Origin of the sequence: Streptomyces sp. NBC_01525, from assembly GCF_045040405.1 — a bacterium.
Lineage (GTDB): Bacteria > Actinomycetota > Actinomycetes > Streptomycetales > Streptomycetaceae > Streptomyces > Streptomyces benahoarensis.
On sequence record NZ_CP109397.1, the window covers coordinates 6,522,574 to 6,542,429 of the forward strand.

6 protein-coding genes are annotated in these 19,856 nt (G+C 75.6%); 1 reads left to right on the top strand and 5 read right to left on the bottom strand.

Features of this window, described 5'->3' with window-relative positions:
- Window positions 1–12: 12 nt before the first annotated feature.
- The 3 genes from OG422_RS28120 to OG422_RS28130 form a co-directional block, all read right to left on the bottom strand.
- Window positions 13–9,378 (bottom strand): amino acid adenylation domain-containing protein, encoded by a 9,366-nt coding sequence (locus tag OG422_RS28120; protein ID WP_405746920.1) that lies wholly within the window; start codon window positions 9,376–9,378, stop codon window positions 13–15.
- Between the two features lie 92 nt (window positions 9,379–9,470).
- Window positions 9,471–13,505 (bottom strand): non-ribosomal peptide synthetase, encoded by a 4,035-nt coding sequence (locus OG422_RS28125; protein WP_405746922.1) that lies wholly within the window; start codon window positions 13,503–13,505, stop codon window positions 9,471–9,473.
- A gap of 473 nt (window positions 13,506–13,978) precedes the next feature.
- On the bottom strand, window positions 13,979–15,208 hold the full coding sequence (locus OG422_RS28130) for a GDSL-type esterase/lipase family protein (RefSeq protein ID WP_405746924.1): 1,230 nt from the start codon (window positions 15,206–15,208) through the stop codon (window positions 13,979–13,981).
- Between the two features lie 164 nt (window positions 15,209–15,372).
- Between OG422_RS28130 and OG422_RS28135 the strand changes: the two genes are divergently transcribed.
- A complete protein-coding gene (locus OG422_RS28135) occupies window positions 15,373–16,029 on the top strand; it encodes a TetR family transcriptional regulator C-terminal domain-containing protein (RefSeq protein ID WP_405746925.1) in 657 nt (218 codons plus the stop codon).
- A gap of 162 nt (window positions 16,030–16,191) precedes the next feature.
- On the opposite strand, the gene OG422_RS28140 is transcribed toward OG422_RS28135, so the two are convergent.
- Together OG422_RS28140 and OG422_RS28145 are read right to left on the bottom strand one after the other, a co-directional pair.
- Window positions 16,192–16,869 (bottom strand): DUF4232 domain-containing protein, encoded by a 678-nt coding sequence (locus OG422_RS28140; protein WP_405746926.1) that lies wholly within the window; start codon window positions 16,867–16,869, stop codon window positions 16,192–16,194.
- Between the two features lie 165 nt (window positions 16,870–17,034).
- Entirely contained in the window at window positions 17,035–19,773 is a 2,739-nt protein-coding gene (locus OG422_RS28145; protein ID WP_405746927.1) for an AfsR/SARP family transcriptional regulator, read from the bottom strand.
- Window positions 19,774–19,856: the final 83 nt, after the last annotated feature.

The window sequence follows — 19,856 nt, forward strand, 5'->3', positions numbered from 1 at the left end:
GCAGAGGAGGGCTCAGGGCCGGGCGTCCAGCGCCGTGTGGAGCGCGGCGGCGACGGCCTGCGTGTGGGGTGGCCGGACGATCCCGTAGTGGTCGGTGGGCAGGGGCTGCCAGTCGCCGGGCAGCGCCAGGTGGTCGCGCCACAGCTCCCGGTGCGCGGCGGCGGGCAGCGGTGCGGGCAGGCCCTCCGCCGGGTGCTCGGCCAGCCACACCCGGGCGGGGGTACGGGCCAGCCGCGGCAGCCGGTGGTCGGCCATGGAGGCGAGGTTGGCCCGGCAGCACCGCGCCAGCCGCTGTGCGTACGCCTGTCCCTCGCCGGTGAACGCGCCGTCCACCGAGCCCAGTTCGTGCGCGAAGAGCGCTTCGAGCTGCTGCTCGTCGTAGCCCTGGAAGCCCGGACCGGAGCCGGGGGGCGGCGGGTCGAGCAGCTGGACGCCGCGCACCGGGCGGCCCGCCGCCTCGGCGAGCGCGGCGATGCCCACCGCCGTCCAGGCGCCGAACGACCAGCCGACCAGATGCAGCCGCTCCGTGGCGTCGCCGAACCGGGCGCGGAGCGCGTCGTGGTAGCGGCGGACCCGCTCGTCCAGCGTCATCGTGGCCGCGTCCGGGTGGCGCAGCGCCGGGTCCGCGATCAGACAGACCGTCGCCCGGCCGTCGAGCGCGGACACCAGCGACCGGTACGCCTGGATGTCGCCGCCCACCGGATGCAGCAGGCACACCACCTCGGGCCCGGTGCCCTCCTGCCACACGTCCGGCGTCACCGTGTCCGCCGCGGCGGCTTCGGGCGCCGCGTCCTGCGCGAGATGGGCCAGCAGGTCGTTGAGGCTGACCCGGGGGCCGAACCACGACAGGTCGAGTTCCACGCCGTGGTGCTGTTTGACCACGCCGATCAGATCGAGCAGGGTCAGCGAGTCGGCGCCCAGGTCGTACAGCGACGCGTCCGGGTCGAGCGGGCCGGCGTCGAGCCAGTCGCGGAGCCAGTCGGCGAGGAGATCCGCCGGGACGGAACCGGCCGGTTCCGGGGCGTCCGGCGCCGTGCTTCCCGCCGCCGCGCCCCGTACGGGAGCACCGGCGGCCTCCGGTCCGGGCGCGGGCCCGGCGTAGAAGGTGCGGGACGCCTCGATGTCCGTGGTGGAGACCACCAGATGCGGCAGCCGCAGCGCGACGGCGCGCCCGAAGACCCGCCTGCCCTCCTCGACGGTCAGGCCCACGGAGAGATGCGCGCGGTGCCGGGCGTCGCCCGCCGGGACCCGCAGCGCCATCCCGGTCTCCCGCCACACGTCCCAGTCGAGGGCGATCCGCGCGGTGGCGCCGGGCCGGTGGTGGGCGAAGGCGTCCAACAGGCCCGCCGCGGCGGCGTAGTCGTACTGCCCGACGCCGCCGAGCCGCGCCGACATCGACGAGCAGTGGACGACGAGCGCGGGGGAGCAGCGGGCGATCAGCCGCTCGACGAGGAGCGCGCCGTGCAGCTTGGCCCGCTGGCCGTGCGCGCCGCCCGGGCGCCGGACGATGAGCCCGCCGGTGGCGGCACCGGCGGCGTGCACCACCGTGGCCGGGCCGGTGGCGCGGGCGGCGATCCGCGCCACCAGCGCGTCGTGGCCGCCGGGGTCGGCGAGGTCCGCCTCGATCAGCTCGACCCGTTCCGCCCAGGGCACCAGCGCCTCCGGCAGCCGGGGGTGCCGGGACACCAGCAGCACCCGGCCCGCGGTGTGTTCCAGCAACCAGGCGGCGATGCCCGTGCCGATGCCGCCGGTGCCGCCGAGGACCACATGGTCGCCGTCCTCGGGCAGTGCGGGCGCCGGGTCCGGGGCGGCGGTGACGGGCACGACCACCGGATGCCACCAGTGGCCGTCGCGGAGCGCCAGCCGCTCCGGCAGGGCGGTGCGCGGGGTGGCGGAGGTGAGCAGCGCGGCCAGCGGCCCGGCCCAGTCGGCCGGGTCGGGCCCGGGCAGATCCAGCCACCGGCCGTCGGCCGCACCCTCCTGACCGGCGACGGTGGTGACACCGGTCAGCAGCCCCGACTCCGGCCGTTCGACGTCGCCGTGGACCGGCTGCGCCCGGTACGACAGCCACCACAGGCGCGGCCGGAACGCGGGCGGGGTGTCCGCCAACGCCTGGAGGAGGGCGGCCGGGGCGTCCAGACAGGCCCGTTCGGCCCGCGCCAGGCAGGCGGCGTCGACCGGTCCGGCAATGCCCAGCGGCAGCGCGTGGAGCCAGTCGGTGCCGCCGTCCGCGTCCGGGTCGAGGGCGTCGAGCAGGTGGCGCCATGCGGTGCGGTCGGCCGGGTCGATGGTGAAGGCGTCGTCGCCGTGGCGGGCGAAGGCGTCCCCGGTGCCGACCCGGACCACCTGGTCGTACGCCGCCGTGAACTCCGGCGGCACCGCATCCGGCACCGGCCCGTCCGTGACCAGCACCAGCCGCCGCAGGGTGCACTCCCGGCTGCCGGATGCGGCCCGGCGCCACCGCACCCAGTGGGGCTGGCTCAGCCAGGCGGCCTCGGGGAGGCGCGGGGGGACGGCGGGGGCGGCCTCGGCCGTCGGCTGCGCGGCGGTCGGGGTGCCGCCGTCGGCCTCCTGGGCCGGGGCGCCGCTCGCGGGCGGTGCGGCGGAGGCGGCCCGGGCGTCGGGCACGGCGCCGGCTGCGGAGTGCACGGCCGCCGTGAGCCGGGCGTCGGCGGCGCTCCCAGTGGCGTGCCCCGCCGTGCTCCCGGCCGAGGCCCGTTCCCCGTCCTCCGTATGCGCCCGCGGAAAGTCGTACTCCGCCAGGTCGAAGGCGGGCGGCGGGAAGTCCCACGGCGCCGGTGCCGGGCCGGGGTGCGCGGTGAGCGACGCACCGGCGAGCCAGGCGGCCACCGTCTCCTGCGGGCCGCGGGCGTCCGCGACCGGTGCCCCGCCGGTGCCGGAGGTCTCCGGGGGCCGGGCCGCGACCGGTTCGACGGTGCGCAGCCACCGCACCGCGGCCGTCGCGTCCGGACAGACCGCGGCCGCCCGCCAGCGCCACTCCGGGCGCCCCGACCGCAGATGCCGCAGCACCGCCCCGTACGTCTCCGGGCGGGCCGTCAGATGGTCGGCGATCCGCGCGGCGTCGGCGCGCAGCGCGGCGGGGCTCGACGCAGAGAGGAACAGACAGCCGTCCCCGGCCTCGGGCCCGGCGCCGTCCTCCGCCGTGGGCGCCGCCTCCAGGACCACATGGGCGTTGGTGCCGCCCATGCCGAAGCTGCTGACCGCCGCCACCCGGGGCCGGTCGGCGGGCCAGGGCAGCGCCGCGGTCGGGAAGTGGAACGGCGTCGGGTCCGGGTCGATGTGCGGGCTCAGGGCCCGGAAGTCGGCGTGCGGCGGGATCACCCCGTGGTGCACCCCGAGCACCGTGCGGATCAGCCCCACCACACCCGCCGCCGCACCCAGATGCCCGAGCTGGCTCTTGACCGAGGCCAGCGCGGTGCGGCCGGACTCCGGCACGTCGAACGCCTGCCGCAGCGCGCCGATCTCGACCGGGTCGCCGAGGCGGGTGCCGGTGCCGTGCGCCTCGACGTACGCGAGGTCGGCGCCGGTGCGGCCGCTGCGCCGCAGGGCCGCCCGGATCACCTCCCGCTGCCCGGCCAGCGACGGCGCGCTGTAGCCCATCTTGTCCGCGCCGTCGTTGTTCACCGCGGAGCCGGTCAGCACCGCGTAGACGGTGTCGCCGTCGCGCCGGGCGTGCCGCAGCGGCTTGAGGACGACCACGCCGACGCCGCTGGCGCCGACGGTGCCGCTCGCGTCGCCGCTGAACGGACGGCAGTGGCCGTCGGCGGAGAAGATGTGCTGCGGCTGGTAGCGGTAGCCGTCGCCGAGCGTCGCATCGGCGAGCACCCCGCCGGCCAGCATCACCTCCGCGTCGCCCTGCCGCAGCAGCCCGGCCGCCAGATGCACCGCGACCAGCGAACTGGCGCACGCGGCCTGGGCGGTGAACGCCGGGCCGGTCAGCCCCAGGTGGTAGGCGGGCTTGGTGGCGAGGAAGTCCTTCTCGTGGTGGAGCGCCAGCCGGAACGCGTCCGGCAGCGCCGCCGGATCGGCCTCCCGCAGCATCGTGCGGTAGTACGTGCTCTCGCCCGCGCCCGCTATCAGCCCGGTGTGCGGACCGGCCGACGGATCCGCGATCCCGGCGTGCGCCAGCGCCTGCGCCGCGCACATCAGCAGATGGCGCTGTTGCGGGTCCATCAGCCGGGCCTCGGCGCGGCTGATGCCGAAGTGCTCCGGGTCGAAGGCGAGCAGCCCGTCCATCCGGCTGCGCGCCCCGACCAGCCCGTCGGCGGCGTCGAAGTGCTCGATGCCGCGGGCGCCGGTGCGTATCAGCTCCCAGAACGCGGCGAGATCCACCGCACCGGGCAGCCGGACCGCCATACCGACGACGGCGATCGGCTCGGCCTGCGGGAGAGGGGCCGGCGCCGCCGCGGGAGCCGATGCCGATACGGCGGCCGGTGCGGCGTCAGACCCCGGCGCCCCCGCCCCGTCCGCTGTCCCGTCCAGGAACCGGGCCAGCGCCCGTACCGTGACGTGCTCGAAGAGGTCGGCGACGGTGAAGCGCAGCCCCAGCTCCGTGGTGCAGCGCAGGTGGTAGCGCATCAGGGTCAGGCTGGAGGCCCCGGCGTCGAAGAACGTCCGGTCGGGCTCAATGGCGTGGCCGGTCACCTCCTCGAACAGCGCGGCCAGTTCGGCCTCGCGCGGCGAACGCGGCACCGCGTCCGCCGCCCGGCCGCCCACCTCCTCACCGGGCGCCCGCAGCGCCGCCGCCCGGTCCAGCTTCCCGCTGGGCGTACGCGGCAGCGCGGCCAGCCGCCGGAAACGGGTGACGCGGACGTACGCGGGCAGCAGCGTCGCCAGATGCGCGGTGAGGTCGTCGGCGGCGGGCGTCGCGCCGCGGCATGCGAAGCACGCCGTCAGCGCGGCGCCGTCCGGGACCACCACGGCGTTGGTGATCTCCGGGTGCCGCAGCAGTGCCGCCTCGACCTGGCCCAGCTCCAGCCGGTGCCCGCTCAGCTTGATCTGCTGGTCGTCGCGGCCCAGATAGTGCAGCAGCCCGTCCCGGTCGAACCGGGCCCGGTCGCCGCTGCGGTAGAACAGTCCCTCGCCCGGCAGTTCGGTGAACCGCTCGGCGTTGAGGTCCGCCCCCGGGGTGTCCAGGTAGCAGCGGGACGCCATGGCCCCGCCGATGAGCAGGTCGCCGGGGCAGCCGGGCGGCACCGGCCGCCCGTCGCCGTCGACGACCCGCAGCACCGCACCGGCCACCGGCCGCCCGATGGCGGGCCGCTCCGGCCAGTACGTCGGGTCCCCGTCGAGGCACAGGGCGCTCACCACATGCGTCTCGGTCGGCCCGTAGTGGTTGAACAGCCGGGCACCGGGCAGCCCCGCCAGCCAGCGGCGGATCGCGTCCGTGCACACCAACTGCTCGCCCGCGGTGACCACGTCGCGCAGCCGCGACGGGTACCGGCCCAGGTGGACGGCGTGCTCCGCCAGCAGCTGGAGCGCCACGTACGGCAGGAAGATCCGCTCCGCGCCGGACGCCTCCAGCTGAGCGAGGAGCGCGGGCGCGTCCTGCCGCATGCCGGGGCCGATCAGCCGCAGCGTCCCGCCGCCGCACAGCGCCCCGAAGATCTCCTGGAACGACACGTCGAAGGAGAGCATCGAGAATTGCTGGGTGACGGCGGGCGCGCCCAGACCGCCCGCGCCCGCCTGCCAGGCGAGGAGGTTGCACAGCGTCCGGTCGGAGACCTGGACGCCCTTCGGGGTACCGCTGGAGCCCGACGTGAACAGCGTGTACAGCGGCCGGGCCCCGTCGTGCGGCGCGACCGGCGCCCCCGGGCCGCCCGCCCGCAGCGTCACCGGATGCCGCACCACACGGCCCTCGGGGTCGACGGCGTCAAGGCCGGGCGCACCGCCCGGCGGCACCAGCACGCACAGCGGCGCGGCCCGGTCGAGGACCTGCCGCAGCACGGCGGGCGGATACGACGGGTCGAGCGGCACGATCGTCAGGTTCAGCCGGGCGAGCGCCAGCAGCGCCACCACATGCGTCAGCGACGGCTCCAGGTACAGCGCGACCCGCGCCGGGGCGCCGTCCGCGACCGGGAACGCCTCCCGCACCTCCGCGGCCAGCGCCGCCGCGTACCCGTCCAGCGTGGCGTAGTCGACGGTCAGCGTGCCGTCGTCGACGGCCGGGGCGTGCGGGGTGCGCGCCACCTGCCGGGCGAAGCCCTCGGCCACCGTCGCGTACGACGGGTGGGCCCGCGGGCCGCGGCCGTGGTCGGGCAGGAGTGCGCGGTGCGGTGCGGCCAGTTCGGCGGGGGTGTGCGCGCCCGCGGCGGCGAGGAGATCGAGGGCCCGCCGCAGCAGCGTGTCCAGCGCCGCGACGTCCTCGGCGTCGAAGTGGTCGGTGGCGTACTCCCAGACGCACTCCAGGCCGTCCGCGTACGCGACGACGGAGAGCGTCAGCGGGCACTTCGCCTCGGCCGGCGGCCACCACAGGGGGCGGGCCGCGCAGCCCGGCAGCCGCAGCGCCTCGAAGTCGGTGTTCTCCTGGACGAAGAGCACATCGAACGGCGCGCCGTCGTCCCCGGACACGTCGGCAAGGCCGTCCAGCACGTCCGAGAGCGCCACGTCCTGCCGGTCCAGGACCGCGCCCACCTCGGCGCCCCAGCGCAGCAGCTGGGCGCGCAGCTCCTCGTCGGGGGCGACGGTCAGCGGCAGCAGCACGGTGTTGGCGAACATCCCGACGCCGTCCGCGAATTCGGGCACCGGACGGCCCGCCACCGGCGCCGCGATCCGCGGCCGGGTGCGGCCGGTCACCGCGTACAGGCCCCAGGCGAAGGCGCCCAGCAGCACCTGGAAACGGGTCAGGCCCAGCTGGGCGCAGAGCCGGTCGACATGGGTGCGGCGCACCGTGTCGAGGCGGGTGTGGAGCAGCCGCGCCTCGGGGAACGGCGTCTGGCGCGCGGGCAGCAGCCGTTCGCCCGGCCGCTGCGCCTGCGCGTAGTGCGCCGCGAGCGCGTCGCGGCGCCCGGCGTAGGCGGGGCGGGTGAACCACTCCGCCTGCCAGTGGGCGTGGTCGAGCGGCGTGTACCCGGCGTCCGGCGCCGCGGACGCCTCGCCCGGGTACGCCGCGTACGCCTCCGACAGGTCGGCGAAGAGGACGTTGAGCGACCAGCCGTCGACCGCGATGTGGTGCAGATGCAGCAGCAGGACCGCGCCGTCGGCGTCCGGCAGCAGGCAGGCGCGGAGCATCCGCGGCTCCGCCAGGTCGAACGGTTCGGCGAAATACCGTGCGGCGAAGGCGCGTCGGCCCTCCTCGTCCGGAGGCGGCGCGCCGGGGTCGGTCCACGGGTCGTACGGGGCGCCGACGGTCTGCCGCAGCCCCTCGGGCGTCGCCTCGAACCCGGTCCGCAAAGCCGGGTGGCGCACCACCAACTGCCGCAGCGCGTGCCGGAGCGCCGCCGCGTCGACCGTGCCGTCCAGCCGGAACGCCTGGCCCACGTGGTACGCCCGGGAGGCCGGGTGGCGCCGCTGGTGCAGCCAGAGGCGCTGCTGCTCGCTCGTGGCCGGGGCGGAGCGCGCGCCCGAGGGCGGCGCCACCGGCGGATAGGGCGACCCGGCGGTGTCGCGGGCGGCGGCCACCGCCTCGGCGACGGCGGCGAGATCCCCGCCGAGGACCAGCGAGCGGTCCAGTTCACAGCCCCAGCGGCGGCGCGCCGCGAAGCAGAACCGCAGCGCCTTCAGCGAGTCGCCGCCCGCCGCGATCCACCGGTCGTCCGGCCGGGGATCCGCCAGCCCCAGCACCTCACCGGCCAGCTCCAGGACCTCCCGCTGCCACGGCGTGACCTCGGCCGCGGGCGCCTCGCCGGTACGCCGCCACGGCCGGTCCGCGCGGGCCAGCAGCGCCGCCTCGTCGACCTTGCCGTTCGCGGTCAGCGGCACCGCGTCCACCAGGAAGAGGTGGTGCGGGCGCATATAGGTGGGCAGCCCGCCGGCGAGGTGGCGTGCGCATTCCTCGTACGGCAGCTCGCCGTCCAGCACCAGGAACGCCAGCAGTTCGCGTGGGCCGTCCGCGCCGGAGCGGCGGGTGCACACATATGCGCGGCGCACCGCCGGGTGCGTGGCGATCTGCCGCTCCAGCTCGCCCGGTTCGATCCGGAAGCCCCGGACCTTCACCTGCCGGTCGGCGCGCCCCACGAACGTCAGCAGCCCGTCGGCGTCGGCGTGCACCAGGTCGCCGGTGCGGTAGTGGACCGCGCGCCCGCCGTCGTACCAGGGCAGCCGGACGAAGCGGCGCGCCGTCTCCTCGGGGAGGTTGCGGTACCCGGCGGCCAGCCCGGAGCCCGACAGATACAGCTCACCGATCTCACCGGCGGCCGCGGCGCGTGTCCCGTCCGTGGCCACCACCACCGCGCCGGTCTCCGGCAGCGGCCGCCCGATGGGCACCACCTCGCCGTCGAAGTCGCGCGGTATGGCGTACGACACCGCGAAGGTGGCGGCCTCCGTCGGCCCGTAGCCGTTGAACAGCCGGGTGGCGGCGTCCGGGTTGTGCCGATACCAGCGGCGGACGGTGCGGGCGTTGAGCTGTTCGCCGCCGACCAGGACCTGCCGGGCACCGGCGAAGCAGCCGGGCGCGGTGTCCACCACGGCGTTGAACAGTGCCGCGGTGACGAACAGCGTCTCGATGCCCTCCCGCAGCAACGCCGCGGCCAGCCGCTCCGGATCGCGGACGTCCGCGTCGTCGACGATCACACAGCAGCCGCCGGTCAGCAGCGGCACCCACACCTCGAAGGTCAGCGCGTCGAATGCCGGATTGGACAGGCAGGCGAACCGCATGCCCGGCGCCGTGTCGACGAACCCGGGCCGGGCCAGCCGCAGCACCCCGGCATCCCGGACCTCAACTCCCTTGGGCAGGCCGGTCGTTCCGGACGTGTAGAGGAGGAAGGAGACCGGTCCGCCGGACGGCGGCCGCTCCTGCGGTGCCGGGAAGCGGTCCCGCGCGGCGAGCAGCCCGTCCGCGTCCAGCGGCCGGACGCCCGGCGGGACCTCGGGGGCCCGCGTGCCGTGGACGAGGGCGACGGCGTCCGCGTCGGTGAGGATGTGGCGGCGCCGCTCCGGCGGGCTCTGCGCGTCCAGCGGGACGACGTGGGCGCCCAGCCGCAGCACGCCGAGCATCACGCACACCAGCTGCCAGGAGCGCGGCAGCTGCACCGCCACCGCCTGCCCGGGGCGCACACCGTGACGGCGCAGCCCGTCCGCGACGGCGGCACCGGCCGCGTCCAGCGCGGCGTAGCCGAGCCGCACCGCACCGTCGCACACCGCGGGCGCATCGGGGGTGCGCAGCGCCCGGGCATGCACCGCCTGCGCCAGTCGGGGCATCAACCCGCCTTCTGGATACGGGAGTTCGGTGGGCTCTGTGGGCTCTGTGGGCGCGGTCCCGCGGTGCGCCACGGGCTCGTTCGGGGATTCCGTCATGCCGCACCTCCGGCGGGGGAGTCGTCACCCGGGGCGTCAGGGGCGTCAGGGGCTTCCGGGGCGGCGGGCGGCGCCGGTTCCGGCAGCCGGGCCAGCTCCGCGGCGATCAGCTCCGCCACCCGCGGCAACTGGTCGCCCTCCAGCATGTCCCAGTGGCCGCAGGCCACCGGCGCGGTCATCAGCCCGCCGCCGGCCCGCCGCTCCCAGAACGCCCGTACCTCCTGCCGGGCCGCCGGGGCCTCGTCCTCCTCGGTGGCCTGGACGAACACCAGCCGGGCGCCGGTCGACGGCACCTCGTGGTCGCGGGCGGTCATCCGGTTGTGGTTGTAGATCCGGAGGTACCGGTCGATCTGCGCGTCCTGAATGCCCGGGTACATCCCGTTGAACCGCACCAGCTTCGCGCGGAACTCCTCGGCGTCCACCGGCACGACGGCCGCCCGCGCCGCCGGGTCGTCGGTGGAGCGGGTGTCGAGCAGCACCACGCTCACCCGGCGGTGCCCCGCCTCCGCCAGCAGCCGCCCCATCGCATGCGCGACGAGCCCGCCGTACGACAGTCCGCACAGCACCAGCGCCTCGTCCTCGCGCACCCCGATCAGCCGCAGATACTCCTCGGCCATCGCCTCCACCGACGGCAGCGGCTCCTCCCCGGCGTTCAGACCGGGCGACTGGATCCCGACCACCCCGGCCTCCGGCGGCAGCGCCGTGGCCAGCGGCAGATAGCAGAACGCGGTGCCGCCCGCCGGATGGACGCAGACCACCCGCTGCCGCCCGTCGCCCGGCCGGAACTCGATCAGGCTGCTCCCCTGCTGCCCGGACGCGCCGGACCGCAGCCGCCCGGCCAGCGCCTCGATCGTCGGATGGGTCAACAGGTCGCGGATGGGCAGCGTCTCGCCGAACTCCTCGCGGACGGCGGAGGCCACCTTGATGGCCGAGACGGAGGTGCCGCCGATGTCGAAGAAGTTGTCGGCGACGGAGATCGACGGGCGCCGCAGCACGCCCTGCCAGATCCGGTGCAGCGCCAGCTCGATGTGATCGCGCGGCGCCGCGGTGTTCACCCGCGACGGCACCGCGTGCGCCGCCGCCAGCAGCGCGTCCCGGTCCACCTTGCCGCTGCGGTTCAGCGGCAGCGCCGGGAACTCCACGAAAAGCGCGGGGATCATGTGGTCGGGCAGCCGGCGGGCGAGCGCGGTGCGCCACTCGTCGGCCCGGCGCGGGGCGGCGTCGCCCCGGCCGAGGGCGGCCACCAGCCGCAGCTCACCGGCGTCGTCCCGGTCGGCGAGGACCGCCGCCTCCCGCACCCCGTCCAGCGCCAGCAGCGCCGTCTCCACCTCGCGCGGTTCGATGCGGAAGCCGCGCAGCTTGATCTGGTCGTCGTGGCGGCCCAGGAACTCCGCGGTGCCGTCGGGCAGCCGCCGCGCCAGGTCGCCGGTGCGGTAGATCCGCTCACCCGGCACGAACGGATCGGGCCGGAACCGCTCCTCGGTCAGATCCGGACGGCCGTGGTACCCGGCGGCGAGGGAGGCGCCGCCGAGCCAGATCTCGCCCGGCACACCCGGCGGCACCGGCCGCATGCGCGCGTCGAGGAGGTAGAGCCGGGTGTTGCCGATGGGCCGGCCGATCGGGCACGACCGGTCCAGCGGCCGCGGATCGGTGTGGGCGGTGCTGTACGCCGTGGCCTCGGTCGGCCCGTAGCCGTAGCAGATCCGCAGCCCCGGCAGCGCCTCCGTCATCCGGTACAGCGCCTTCTCGGGCAGCGGCTCCACCCCGGTCAGCAGCTGCCGCAGCGCCAGCCCCGCCAGCCGCTCCCCGGGCGCCTCGTCGATCCAGCGGACGTAGGCGGGCGGCAGGAACGCCTGGACGATGCGGTGGTCGCGCATCCAGCCCAGCAACGCGTCGGGGTCGGCCCGCAGTTCGTCGGGAACCAGGTGCAGCTCGGCGCCGGTGGTCAGCGGCAGCAGCAGCTCGTGGACCATCGCGTCGAAGCCGATGCCCGACCATGCGGACGTCGCCTCACCGGGTGTGGGCCCGAACCGGTCCAGCCAGGTGTCGAGGAGGTTCAGCACACTGCGATGGGTGACCGCCACGCCCTTGGGGCGCCCGGTCGAGCCGGAGGTGTAGAGGACGTACGCGAGATCGTCGGGTGCCGTCGCCACCGTCGGCGCCTTCTCCGGGTCGCCCTCCGCCTCGACGGTCCGCAGGTCCAGGTGGCCGTCGGGCGCGTCGGCGCGGTCGGTCAGCACCAGCGCCGGAGCGGCGTCCGTGACCATCGCCGCCCGCCGGGCGTCCGGCTGCCCGGGGTCGAGCGGCAGGAACGCGGCGCCCGCCTTGAGGATGCCGAGCAGCCCCACCACCAGCTCCGGCGTCCGCCCGGCGTGCAGCGCGACGACCTGACCGGGCCGCACCCCGCGGGCGGCCAGCGCGGCGGCGAGCCGCCCCGCGCGCAGCGCCAGCGTCCCGTAGGTGAGCCGTTGCCCCTCGCACTCCAGCGCCGTGGCGTCGGGACGGGCCGCGGCCTGCGCATCGAAGCGGGCGACCGGCGAAGCGGGCGCGGTGGCCGGAACCGCGCCGCCGCCCCGCGTCGCGTCCCAGTCGGACAGCAGCCACCGGCTCTCCGCCTCGTTCAGCAGCTCCAGCTCACCGACGGTCCGCTCGGGCGCGGCGGCCATCTGGGCCAGCACCCGCTCCAGATAGCGGGCGTACCGCTCCACCGTCGCGCGGTCGAACAGCGCGGTGGCGTAGTCGATATGGCCGGTCAGGCAACCGTCCTCCTCGGTCACCATCAGCATCAGATCGAACTTGGCGGCGATGAAGGGGAGTTCCAGCTTCTCCGCGGTGAGGCCGGGCAGTTCCAGCAGCGTGCGGAGCGCCGGGGTCCAGGAGAGCGTCGTCTGGAACAGCGGGGTGTGGGCGCTGCTGCGCGGCGGGTTGACCAGCTCCACCACCCGTTCCAGCGGCAGCTCCTGGTGGGTCAGTGCGCCACGGATCCCGGCGCGGGTGCGGCGCAGCACCTCGGCGACGGTGGGGTCGCCGGACAGGTCGCTGCGCAGGGCGAGGGTGTTGGCGAAGAAGCCGATGACATCGTCGGCGTTGCGGCCGCGGCGGTTCCCGCTGGGGATTCCGACAACGATGTCCGTCTGGCCGGACAGGCGCGACAGAAGAATGGACCAGCCGGTCTGCACGGCGGCGAAGAGCGACGCGCCGTGCTGCTGTCCGGCGCGCCGGAGCGCGGCCGTCGTCCCCTCGTCCAGCTCCAGCGCGACCTGGTCGCCGCGGAAATCCTGCCGGGGCGGGCGCGGCCGGTCCGCGGGCACCTCCAGCACCGGCGGCGCGCCGGAGAGCCGCTCCTGCCAGTACGCCTCCTGCGCGACGACCTCCGGGTCGGCCGCCCGGGCGAGCTGATCGGCGGCATGGTCGGCGAACTGCCGGGACGGCGGCGCCAGCGGATCGTCCGCGCCGGTCAGGAACGCCGCGTAGAGCGCGTTCAACTCCTCGATGAAAACGATTTGTGACGCTCCGTCGATCACCATGTGATGCACCGTCACCATCAGGACGTGGTCCTCCGGCGCCAGCCGTACGAGGGTGCCCCGGGCGAGCGGGCCGGTGCTCAGGTCGAACGGGACGGTGGCCTCTTCACGGAGCACCGCGAAGAGCCGTTCCGCCGAGGGGGACTCGTCCGACAGATCGATCGTGACCAGCGGAAAGCCGGCATCGGCGGGCGCCGCGATCTGGTACGTCTCGCCGTCGATGGCCACCATGCGGGAACGCCATATCTCGTGCCGCGCCACGATCGTGTCCAGGGCCCGGCCCAGTGCCGCCGTGTCGAGAGGCCCCCGCAGTCGGTACGGCAGCGGCTCGTTGTAGGCGTCCTCGGCCCCCTCCAACTGGCTCAGCACCCACAGGCGGCGCTGCGAGGGAGACAGCGGCCGCGGCACCCCCTCTCCCGGCACCGCTGCCCGCCCGCGGGAGGGCCGCACCGCTTCGGACGGGCCGCTGTGGGGATGCGCGAAGGTCTGTGTCACCGGGGAAACCATCTCTTTCCTCTGTGGGGGAGGCGGTCGGAGGCTCGTGCGGGCGGGGCGCGCCGACGGGCGTCGCGTCGAGGGGGACGGCTGATGGCGCTCCAAGGGGGAGCGGTGGTTCCGGGTCCGTCGGGCCGGGTGCCGCGGAAGCCCGGCGCGCCGTGTGCCGGGCGGCGGCACCGGTCTCCCGTCCGCCGGGCGGGACCGGCGGGAACGAGCGGCCGATGTCCGCCCGCCACGTACGTACTCCGTCGCCGTGGCACCGCTCGTGCGGGGGTCGGTTCGGGCGGAATGAGTCGAAAGCTCGTTCCTGTGACCTCAGTGATGATTGATCAACACGTGAGTGGGTGTCAATGGTCGGAGGTTCACATCGCGGTGGGTGACTCGAAGCCGACGGTTCGTGATCCTGTTCCGGGACCGCGGCGCCCCGGAACAGGCATTTTCGGCCGCGCCGCCGCTATCCCGCCGTCCCTCGCGCCCGCCGCTCAGGCCGTCCCGGCGGGCCGGCCCGTACCGGCGAACGCGCCGCCGCGGCCGAACGCCAGCGCCGCGAACCGCTCGCCGATGCGGCGGTGCGTGGCGGCGTTCGGGTGGAGCTGGTCGGGGAGCGGAAGTTCGGCGAAGTCCGCCTCGCCGTACAGATCCCGGCCGTCGAGGAGGAAGAGCCGCGGGTCCCCGGCGGCGCGCTGCCGCACGATACGGGCCAGCTCCTCGCGGATGACGTTCAGCGTCAGCTTCCCGGTGGCCCGCTCGGCCGGGTCGCCTGCGGCCTTGAACTGGAGCTGCCCCGCGGAGAGGTTCTCGAAGTCGGGGACGCTGGGGCCCGGGGCGTCCTCGTGGATCGGGCAGATCACCGGCGAGATCACCAGCAGGGGAGCGGTGGGGTGGCCCTCCCGGATCGTGTCGAGGAAGCCGTGCACCGCCGGGGTGAAGGCGCGCAGCCGCATCAGATCGGCGTTGACGAGGTTGAGGCCGATCTTGACGCTGATCAGATCCGCCGGGGTGTCCCGCATCGCGCGGGCGGTGAACGGATCGAGCAGCGCGCTGCCGCCCAGACCGAGGTTGACCAGCTCCGCGCCGCCCAGGGAGGCGGCCAGCGCCGGCCAGGTCGTGGTGGGACTCGCGGCGTTCGAGCCATGGCTGATCGAACTGCCGTGATGCAGCCACACCGGCGCCCCGCGCGACGGCGGCGGCTCGACGGGCGCGTCCGTACGCAACGCCACGAGCTGCGTGATCTCGTTGTACGGCAGCCAGATCTCGACGTCCTTGGCGCCCTCGGGCAGCCCCACGAAGCGCACCGTGCCGAGCGGCCCCGGCTTCGTCTCGGCCGACCCCTTGACCATGTCCACCAGCAGGACGTTCCCGCCGTCCGTCGACGCCTGCGCGGTGAGCTGCCCGTCGACCACCAGGTCGTAGATGCCGTCCGGCCGCTCCGGCGCGCCCACGTACGCCATCTTCGTGCGCAGCGTGTCCAGTTCGATGGTGGTGGCCCGGGTGCGGAACACCAGCCGGACGCCGGAGGGCTGCGACTCCGCGAGGGAGAGCTGAGGGTCGGAGAACTGCGCGCGGGCGCGCGCGGGCAGCCGGTGCGGCAGTAGCCCGTGCGTGGTGCGCTCCACATCGAGGGCGCCACGCAGCAGCTCCTCGGTGAGCGGGGTGGCGAGCAGGTCCGCGGAGGCGGCCGGGCCCGCGGTGTCGTCGTGCTGAGAGGTCATGGCACCAGCCTGTCAAGAGCTTTCCGGATACGCACACGAATTCCCGTGCGGAGCGCGGAGCGGACGGCGGCGGGCCGGGCGCCGTTCCGCGAGGCCGGTCCCCGCGCCCCACGGGGAAACGGGCCGCAGCTGCACCGCGGGACCACCATCAACAGCGTCGCGGTATGTCCTCCACCGTCCCGCGCAGGCACACCCGGAAGTCCCCCGCCGCCCGGCGGGCCGAGATCATCGCGGCTGCCGCCGCCGTGGCCCTGGCCGGCGGACTGGGGTGCATCACCCTGCGCCGGATCGCCGAGGACCTCGGCGTACGGCCGGGCCTGATCGGCCACTGCTTCCCGTCGGTCGAGGAACTGGTCGCCGAGGCGTTCGGCAGCGCCGCCCGCGTCGAACTGGACGCCCTGCTGCCCGCCGGCCGCACCGGCACCACCCCCACCGGAAGCCCCGCCCGGTTCTTCGCCCGCGCCACGGGCCCCGCGTACGACGGCGTCAGCCGCCTGTGGATCAACGCCCGCCACCTCAGCCGCTACCACCCAGTCCTGCGCGAACGGGTCGGCGACCAGGAGGCCGTCTGGCGTGAGCGGCTGGAGGCGCTGATCCGCGAGGGTGTCGTCCAAGGGGAGTTCCGTACCGACGACCCGTACGTGACGATGATCCAGATCCTGGTGGTCATCGACGGCCTGGGTGCCCATGCCACCACCGGCACCACCGACCGCCCCGAGTCGGTGACCCGCATGGCCGTGACCACCGCCGAACGCGAACTCGGCCTGCCGCCGGGCACGCCGGCCCGCGTCCCGGGGGACGACCGGACGACCGCCCGCTGACCCGGCCGGACGCGTGTCGCCCACCTCAAGGACCCCGAGGGGAACCTCGTCGAGCTTCGGGAGTGGCTGATCCCGCGGGCGTGACAGCCGCCTCCGACCGGCGGGGAGGCCCCGGTCGGACGTGCCGCCCTCGAATGCCGTCCGGCAGGGGCCACGTCACCGTCAGAAGTCGTACGGCTTCTTGGTGTTCCAGTTCAGGACGTCGGCCTCGTTCCAGGTGAACTTCGACCCGCCCTTGGCGTCGACGGAGTACTCGGGGCCCACGTGGCCGTTCCGGTCGCGCAGTCCCATGGCGAACGAGGTGGCGCTGTGGTTCTTCGAGCCGTAGTCGAAGAGGTTCACCGCGCTGTAGACCTTGCCGCCGGGCCGGAGCGTGATCTGCTGGCCGCCGCCCGGGTTGTCCTTCTTCGAGTGCGGCAGCACGGCGTCGACGTCGCCGAGCTTCACGGACGGGTACGAGGTGACCCAGCACGGCTTGGAGCCCTCGTTCGACGCGGTGATCAGCAGGTGGTCGCCCTGCTGCCCGGCGAAGCGGTGCTCCGCGGTGACCATCAGCTCGTCGCCGACGCACTGCCGGGCGTCCGCCGTGTCGCCGCCCTTGTCCGCGGCGGTGCCCGTGCCGCCCGACGCCGACGTCGACCGGGTGTCGTCCTTGGCGTCCTTGCCGCTGTTGGCCTGCGCCGTGCCGCCCTTGGCGTCCCCGCCGGACGCGGACTGGCTCTGCGGGGCGCCGGCGTCGCTCTTCGTACCGGTGTCCCCACCGCCGCAGGCGGTCAGGCTCAGCGCGAGCGTGGCGGTGGCGGCGGCCAGGACGGTGGCGCGGATCCGGGAAGTGCGCATGATCGGGTTCCCTGCATTCGTGCGCGGGACTCTCCGAGGTCGTTCCCGCGTCGTGTGCACCACTTTTCCCGGGTCGGCTGACGTTCCACCAACGCCTCACCAACGTGCCGCTGACGGTCCGCGAGCGAATGGGTGAAACTCTCCGTCGGGGCGCGTCATCGCAGGTCAGGAACGCAATTGCAGCCGCGCCAGGGCCTTGTCGTGCCGCGTCTGGAGCGTGGCCAGTTCCGCGCCTGTCGTCACCCGCAACAGCGCGCCCAGCGCCCGTACCGCGCCGTCGTCGAAACCGCACGCCTCCGCCGCGCCCGCCGCCTCCCGGAGCCGGGCGGTGCCCGCCGCCTCGTCGCCCATCCCCAGCAGCGCCTCACCGGCCGCGGCGACCAACAGCACCCGCCCTGCCGCCGAGGCGTCCGCCAGATCGTCCAGCGCCTGCGCCGCCGCCACCGTCTCCAACGCCGACTCCCAGGCCCCGCAGGCCAATTGATGACATGTCAGGTGGTAGAGTGCGAGGCGTTCGGTGTACGGATCCCCGGCGTCGTGTGCCAGCAGCGCCGCGTCCGCACACTCCTCCACGGCCTCCTGCGGACTGCCGAGCGCCGCCTGCGCCAGCGATAGATTGATCAGCGCCGTCGCCTGCGCGCTACGGTCCCCCGCCCGCGCCGCCAGCACCGGCGCCGCCTCCAGATGCGCCAGCGCCTCCGGGACGCGGCCCTCCTCCGTCAACACCCACCCCAGCAGCGCCAGGATCCGCGACTGCGCCCGCAGATCCCCGTCGGCCCGCGCCGCCTCCAGCGCCGTCCCCAGCAGTGGGGTCCAGCCGTCCCGCACCCGCCACACGATCTGCGGCCACAGGCCCAGCACGAGCCGCCACGTCCGGCTGTGCAGCCCCGCGGCGTCCGCCGCTGCCGCCGCCAGCGTCAGCCCGTCCCGCTCGGCCTCGTACCACGCCATCGCCTCGTCCCGGGCGGCGAACCGGCGGATCTCCGGGGGCGCGCGGAAGTCCGCGGGCAGCGGGAAGCACGACTCGTCGCCCGGCTCGGCCGCGTCCGCCGCGGCCAGCGCGGTCGCCACGGCATGGTCGAGCGCCCGCGGCAGGGTGTCCGGGTCGGCGTCCAGACCCCGCGCGTACAGCCGGACGAGATCGTGCAGTGTCCAGCGGTCCGGCGCGGTCCGGGTCACCAGATGCGCCGCGGCGAGCCGGTCCAGGGCGGCCTCGGCGGTCGCCGGGTCGGTGGCCGCCAGGGCCGCCGCCGCGTACCGGTCGACATGGGTGCCGGGGTGGCGGCCCAGGTGCGCGAAGTGGTGCGCGGCGTCCGCCGGGAGCCGCCGCACCGTCAGCCGCAGCGCCGCCCGGACGCCGGTGTCCTCGACGTCCAGCAGCGCCAACCGCCGTGATTCGTCGGAGAGCTCACCGCTCAGCGTGGACAGCGACCACTCCGGCTGATCGGTCAGCCGGGCCGCGGCCACCCGCAGCGCGAGCGGCAGCCCGCCGCACAGCTCCGCGAGGCGCCGGGCCGCCCCCGCCTCCGCACGCACCCGCTCCTCACCGAGGACCGCGGCGAGCAGCGCGGCGCTGTCCTCGGGCCCCAGCACGTCCACGGGCACCGGCCGGGCCGCGTCGGAGGCGATCAGTGCGGGCAGCCGGTGGCGGCTGGTGACGACCGTGACGCACCGCGCGCCGCCCGGCAGCAGCTCCTGCACCTGCGCGGAGCCGGGCGCATTGTCCAGGACGACCAGCAGCTGACGGTCGGCCGCGAGCGACCGGAACAGCGCCGACGCCCCGCTCGCCGACTCCGGTATCCGGCGCGGTGCCACCCCCAGCGCGAGCAGGAAATCCCGCATCACCTCGGCCGGCTCCACCTCGCGGGTGTCGCTGAAGCCCCGTAGATCGGCGTAGAGCAGACCGCCGGGGAACCGGTCGCGGTTGCGGTGCGCCCAGTGCACCACCAACGCGGTCTTGCCCACCCCGGCGGGCCCGGTGACCAGACAGACGGGCGCCTCCCCGGCGGCGGCCCGGCTCAGCGCCGTCAGCTCGTCGGCCCGGCCGTGGAAACCGCGCGGCATACGGGGGAGGAGGTCGGCGGTCCCCGGGTGCGCGGGGGCGGGCGCGGCCTGCGGATCCGGCGGCGCGGGTGCCGTCGCGGCCACCGGAGCCGCCGGGTCGCCGTCGCCGCGCAGCACCACCGCGTACGCGTCCGCCAGTTCCCGCCCCGGGCCGACGCCCAACTCCTCGGCGAGCAGCTGCCGGGTGCGATGGAACCAGTCCAGCGCCTCCGAACGGCGCCCCGCCCGCTGCAGCGTCCGGATCAGCGCGGCCGACAGCGACTCCCGCAGCGGCTGCGCGGCCGCCTCCGCCCGCAGCAGCGACGCGGCCCGTGCGTACTCGCCGACCTGCGTGTACGCCCCGGCCAGCAGCTCCACGGCGGTCAGCCGCAGCTCCTCCAGGGCCTGCGCGGCGGCCTGCAGCGGGGCGCTGCGGTACGCGCCGGTGAGCGCGGGCCCCTGCCACAGCGCCAGCGCCTCCTGGTACATCGCCACCGCGTCGCCCACCACCCGCTGGCCCCGCGCCAGCGCCACCAGCTCCTCGAAGCGGTGCGCGTCCAGCAGGCTCTCCGGCATCCGCAGCACGTACGCGGCGCCCTGCGTGACCAGCTCCACGCCGTACATCCCGGCGCCCGCTTCGGTCAGCAGCGACCGCAGCCGCGAGACATGGCCCTGGATGACGCTCCGGGCCCGCGGCGGCGGCTTCTGGTCCCACAGTGCGTCCGTCAGTGCCTCCACCGGAACCGGATGGTTGGGCCGCAGCAGCAGAGCGGCGAGCAGGCTGCGCCGCTTCGCGGGGCCGAGCGGCAGATCGCCGACCTCGGTGACGACGGAAACCGCTCCGAGCAACCGGAACTCCACTGACGCATCTCCTCCTGGGGGAAGCCGTCAGATTACCGGAGGGCGGGGGAGCGTCCCCGTCCCCGGTGCGGCACCGAACGCAC

What these genes read in the sequence shown, in the direction of transcription:
- OG422_RS28120 (WP_405746920.1), bottom strand. Translation starts at nt 9,378, where the DNA reads ATGCCCCGACTGGCGCAGGCGGTGCATGCCCGGGCGCTGCGCACCCCC.
- OG422_RS28125 (WP_405746922.1), bottom strand. Translation starts at nt 13,505, where the DNA reads ATGGTTTCCCCGGTGACACAGACCTTCGCGCATCCCCACAGCGGCCCG.
- OG422_RS28130 (WP_405746924.1), bottom strand. Translation starts at nt 15,208, where the DNA reads ATGACCTCTCAGCACGACGACACCGCGGGCCCGGCCGCCTCCGCGGAC.
- OG422_RS28135 (WP_405746925.1), top strand. Translation starts at nt 15,373, where the DNA reads ATGTCCTCCACCGTCCCGCGCAGGCACACCCGGAAGTCCCCCGCCGCC.
- OG422_RS28140 (WP_405746926.1), bottom strand. Translation starts at nt 16,869, where the DNA reads ATGCGCACTTCCCGGATCCGCGCCACCGTCCTGGCCGCCGCCACCGCC.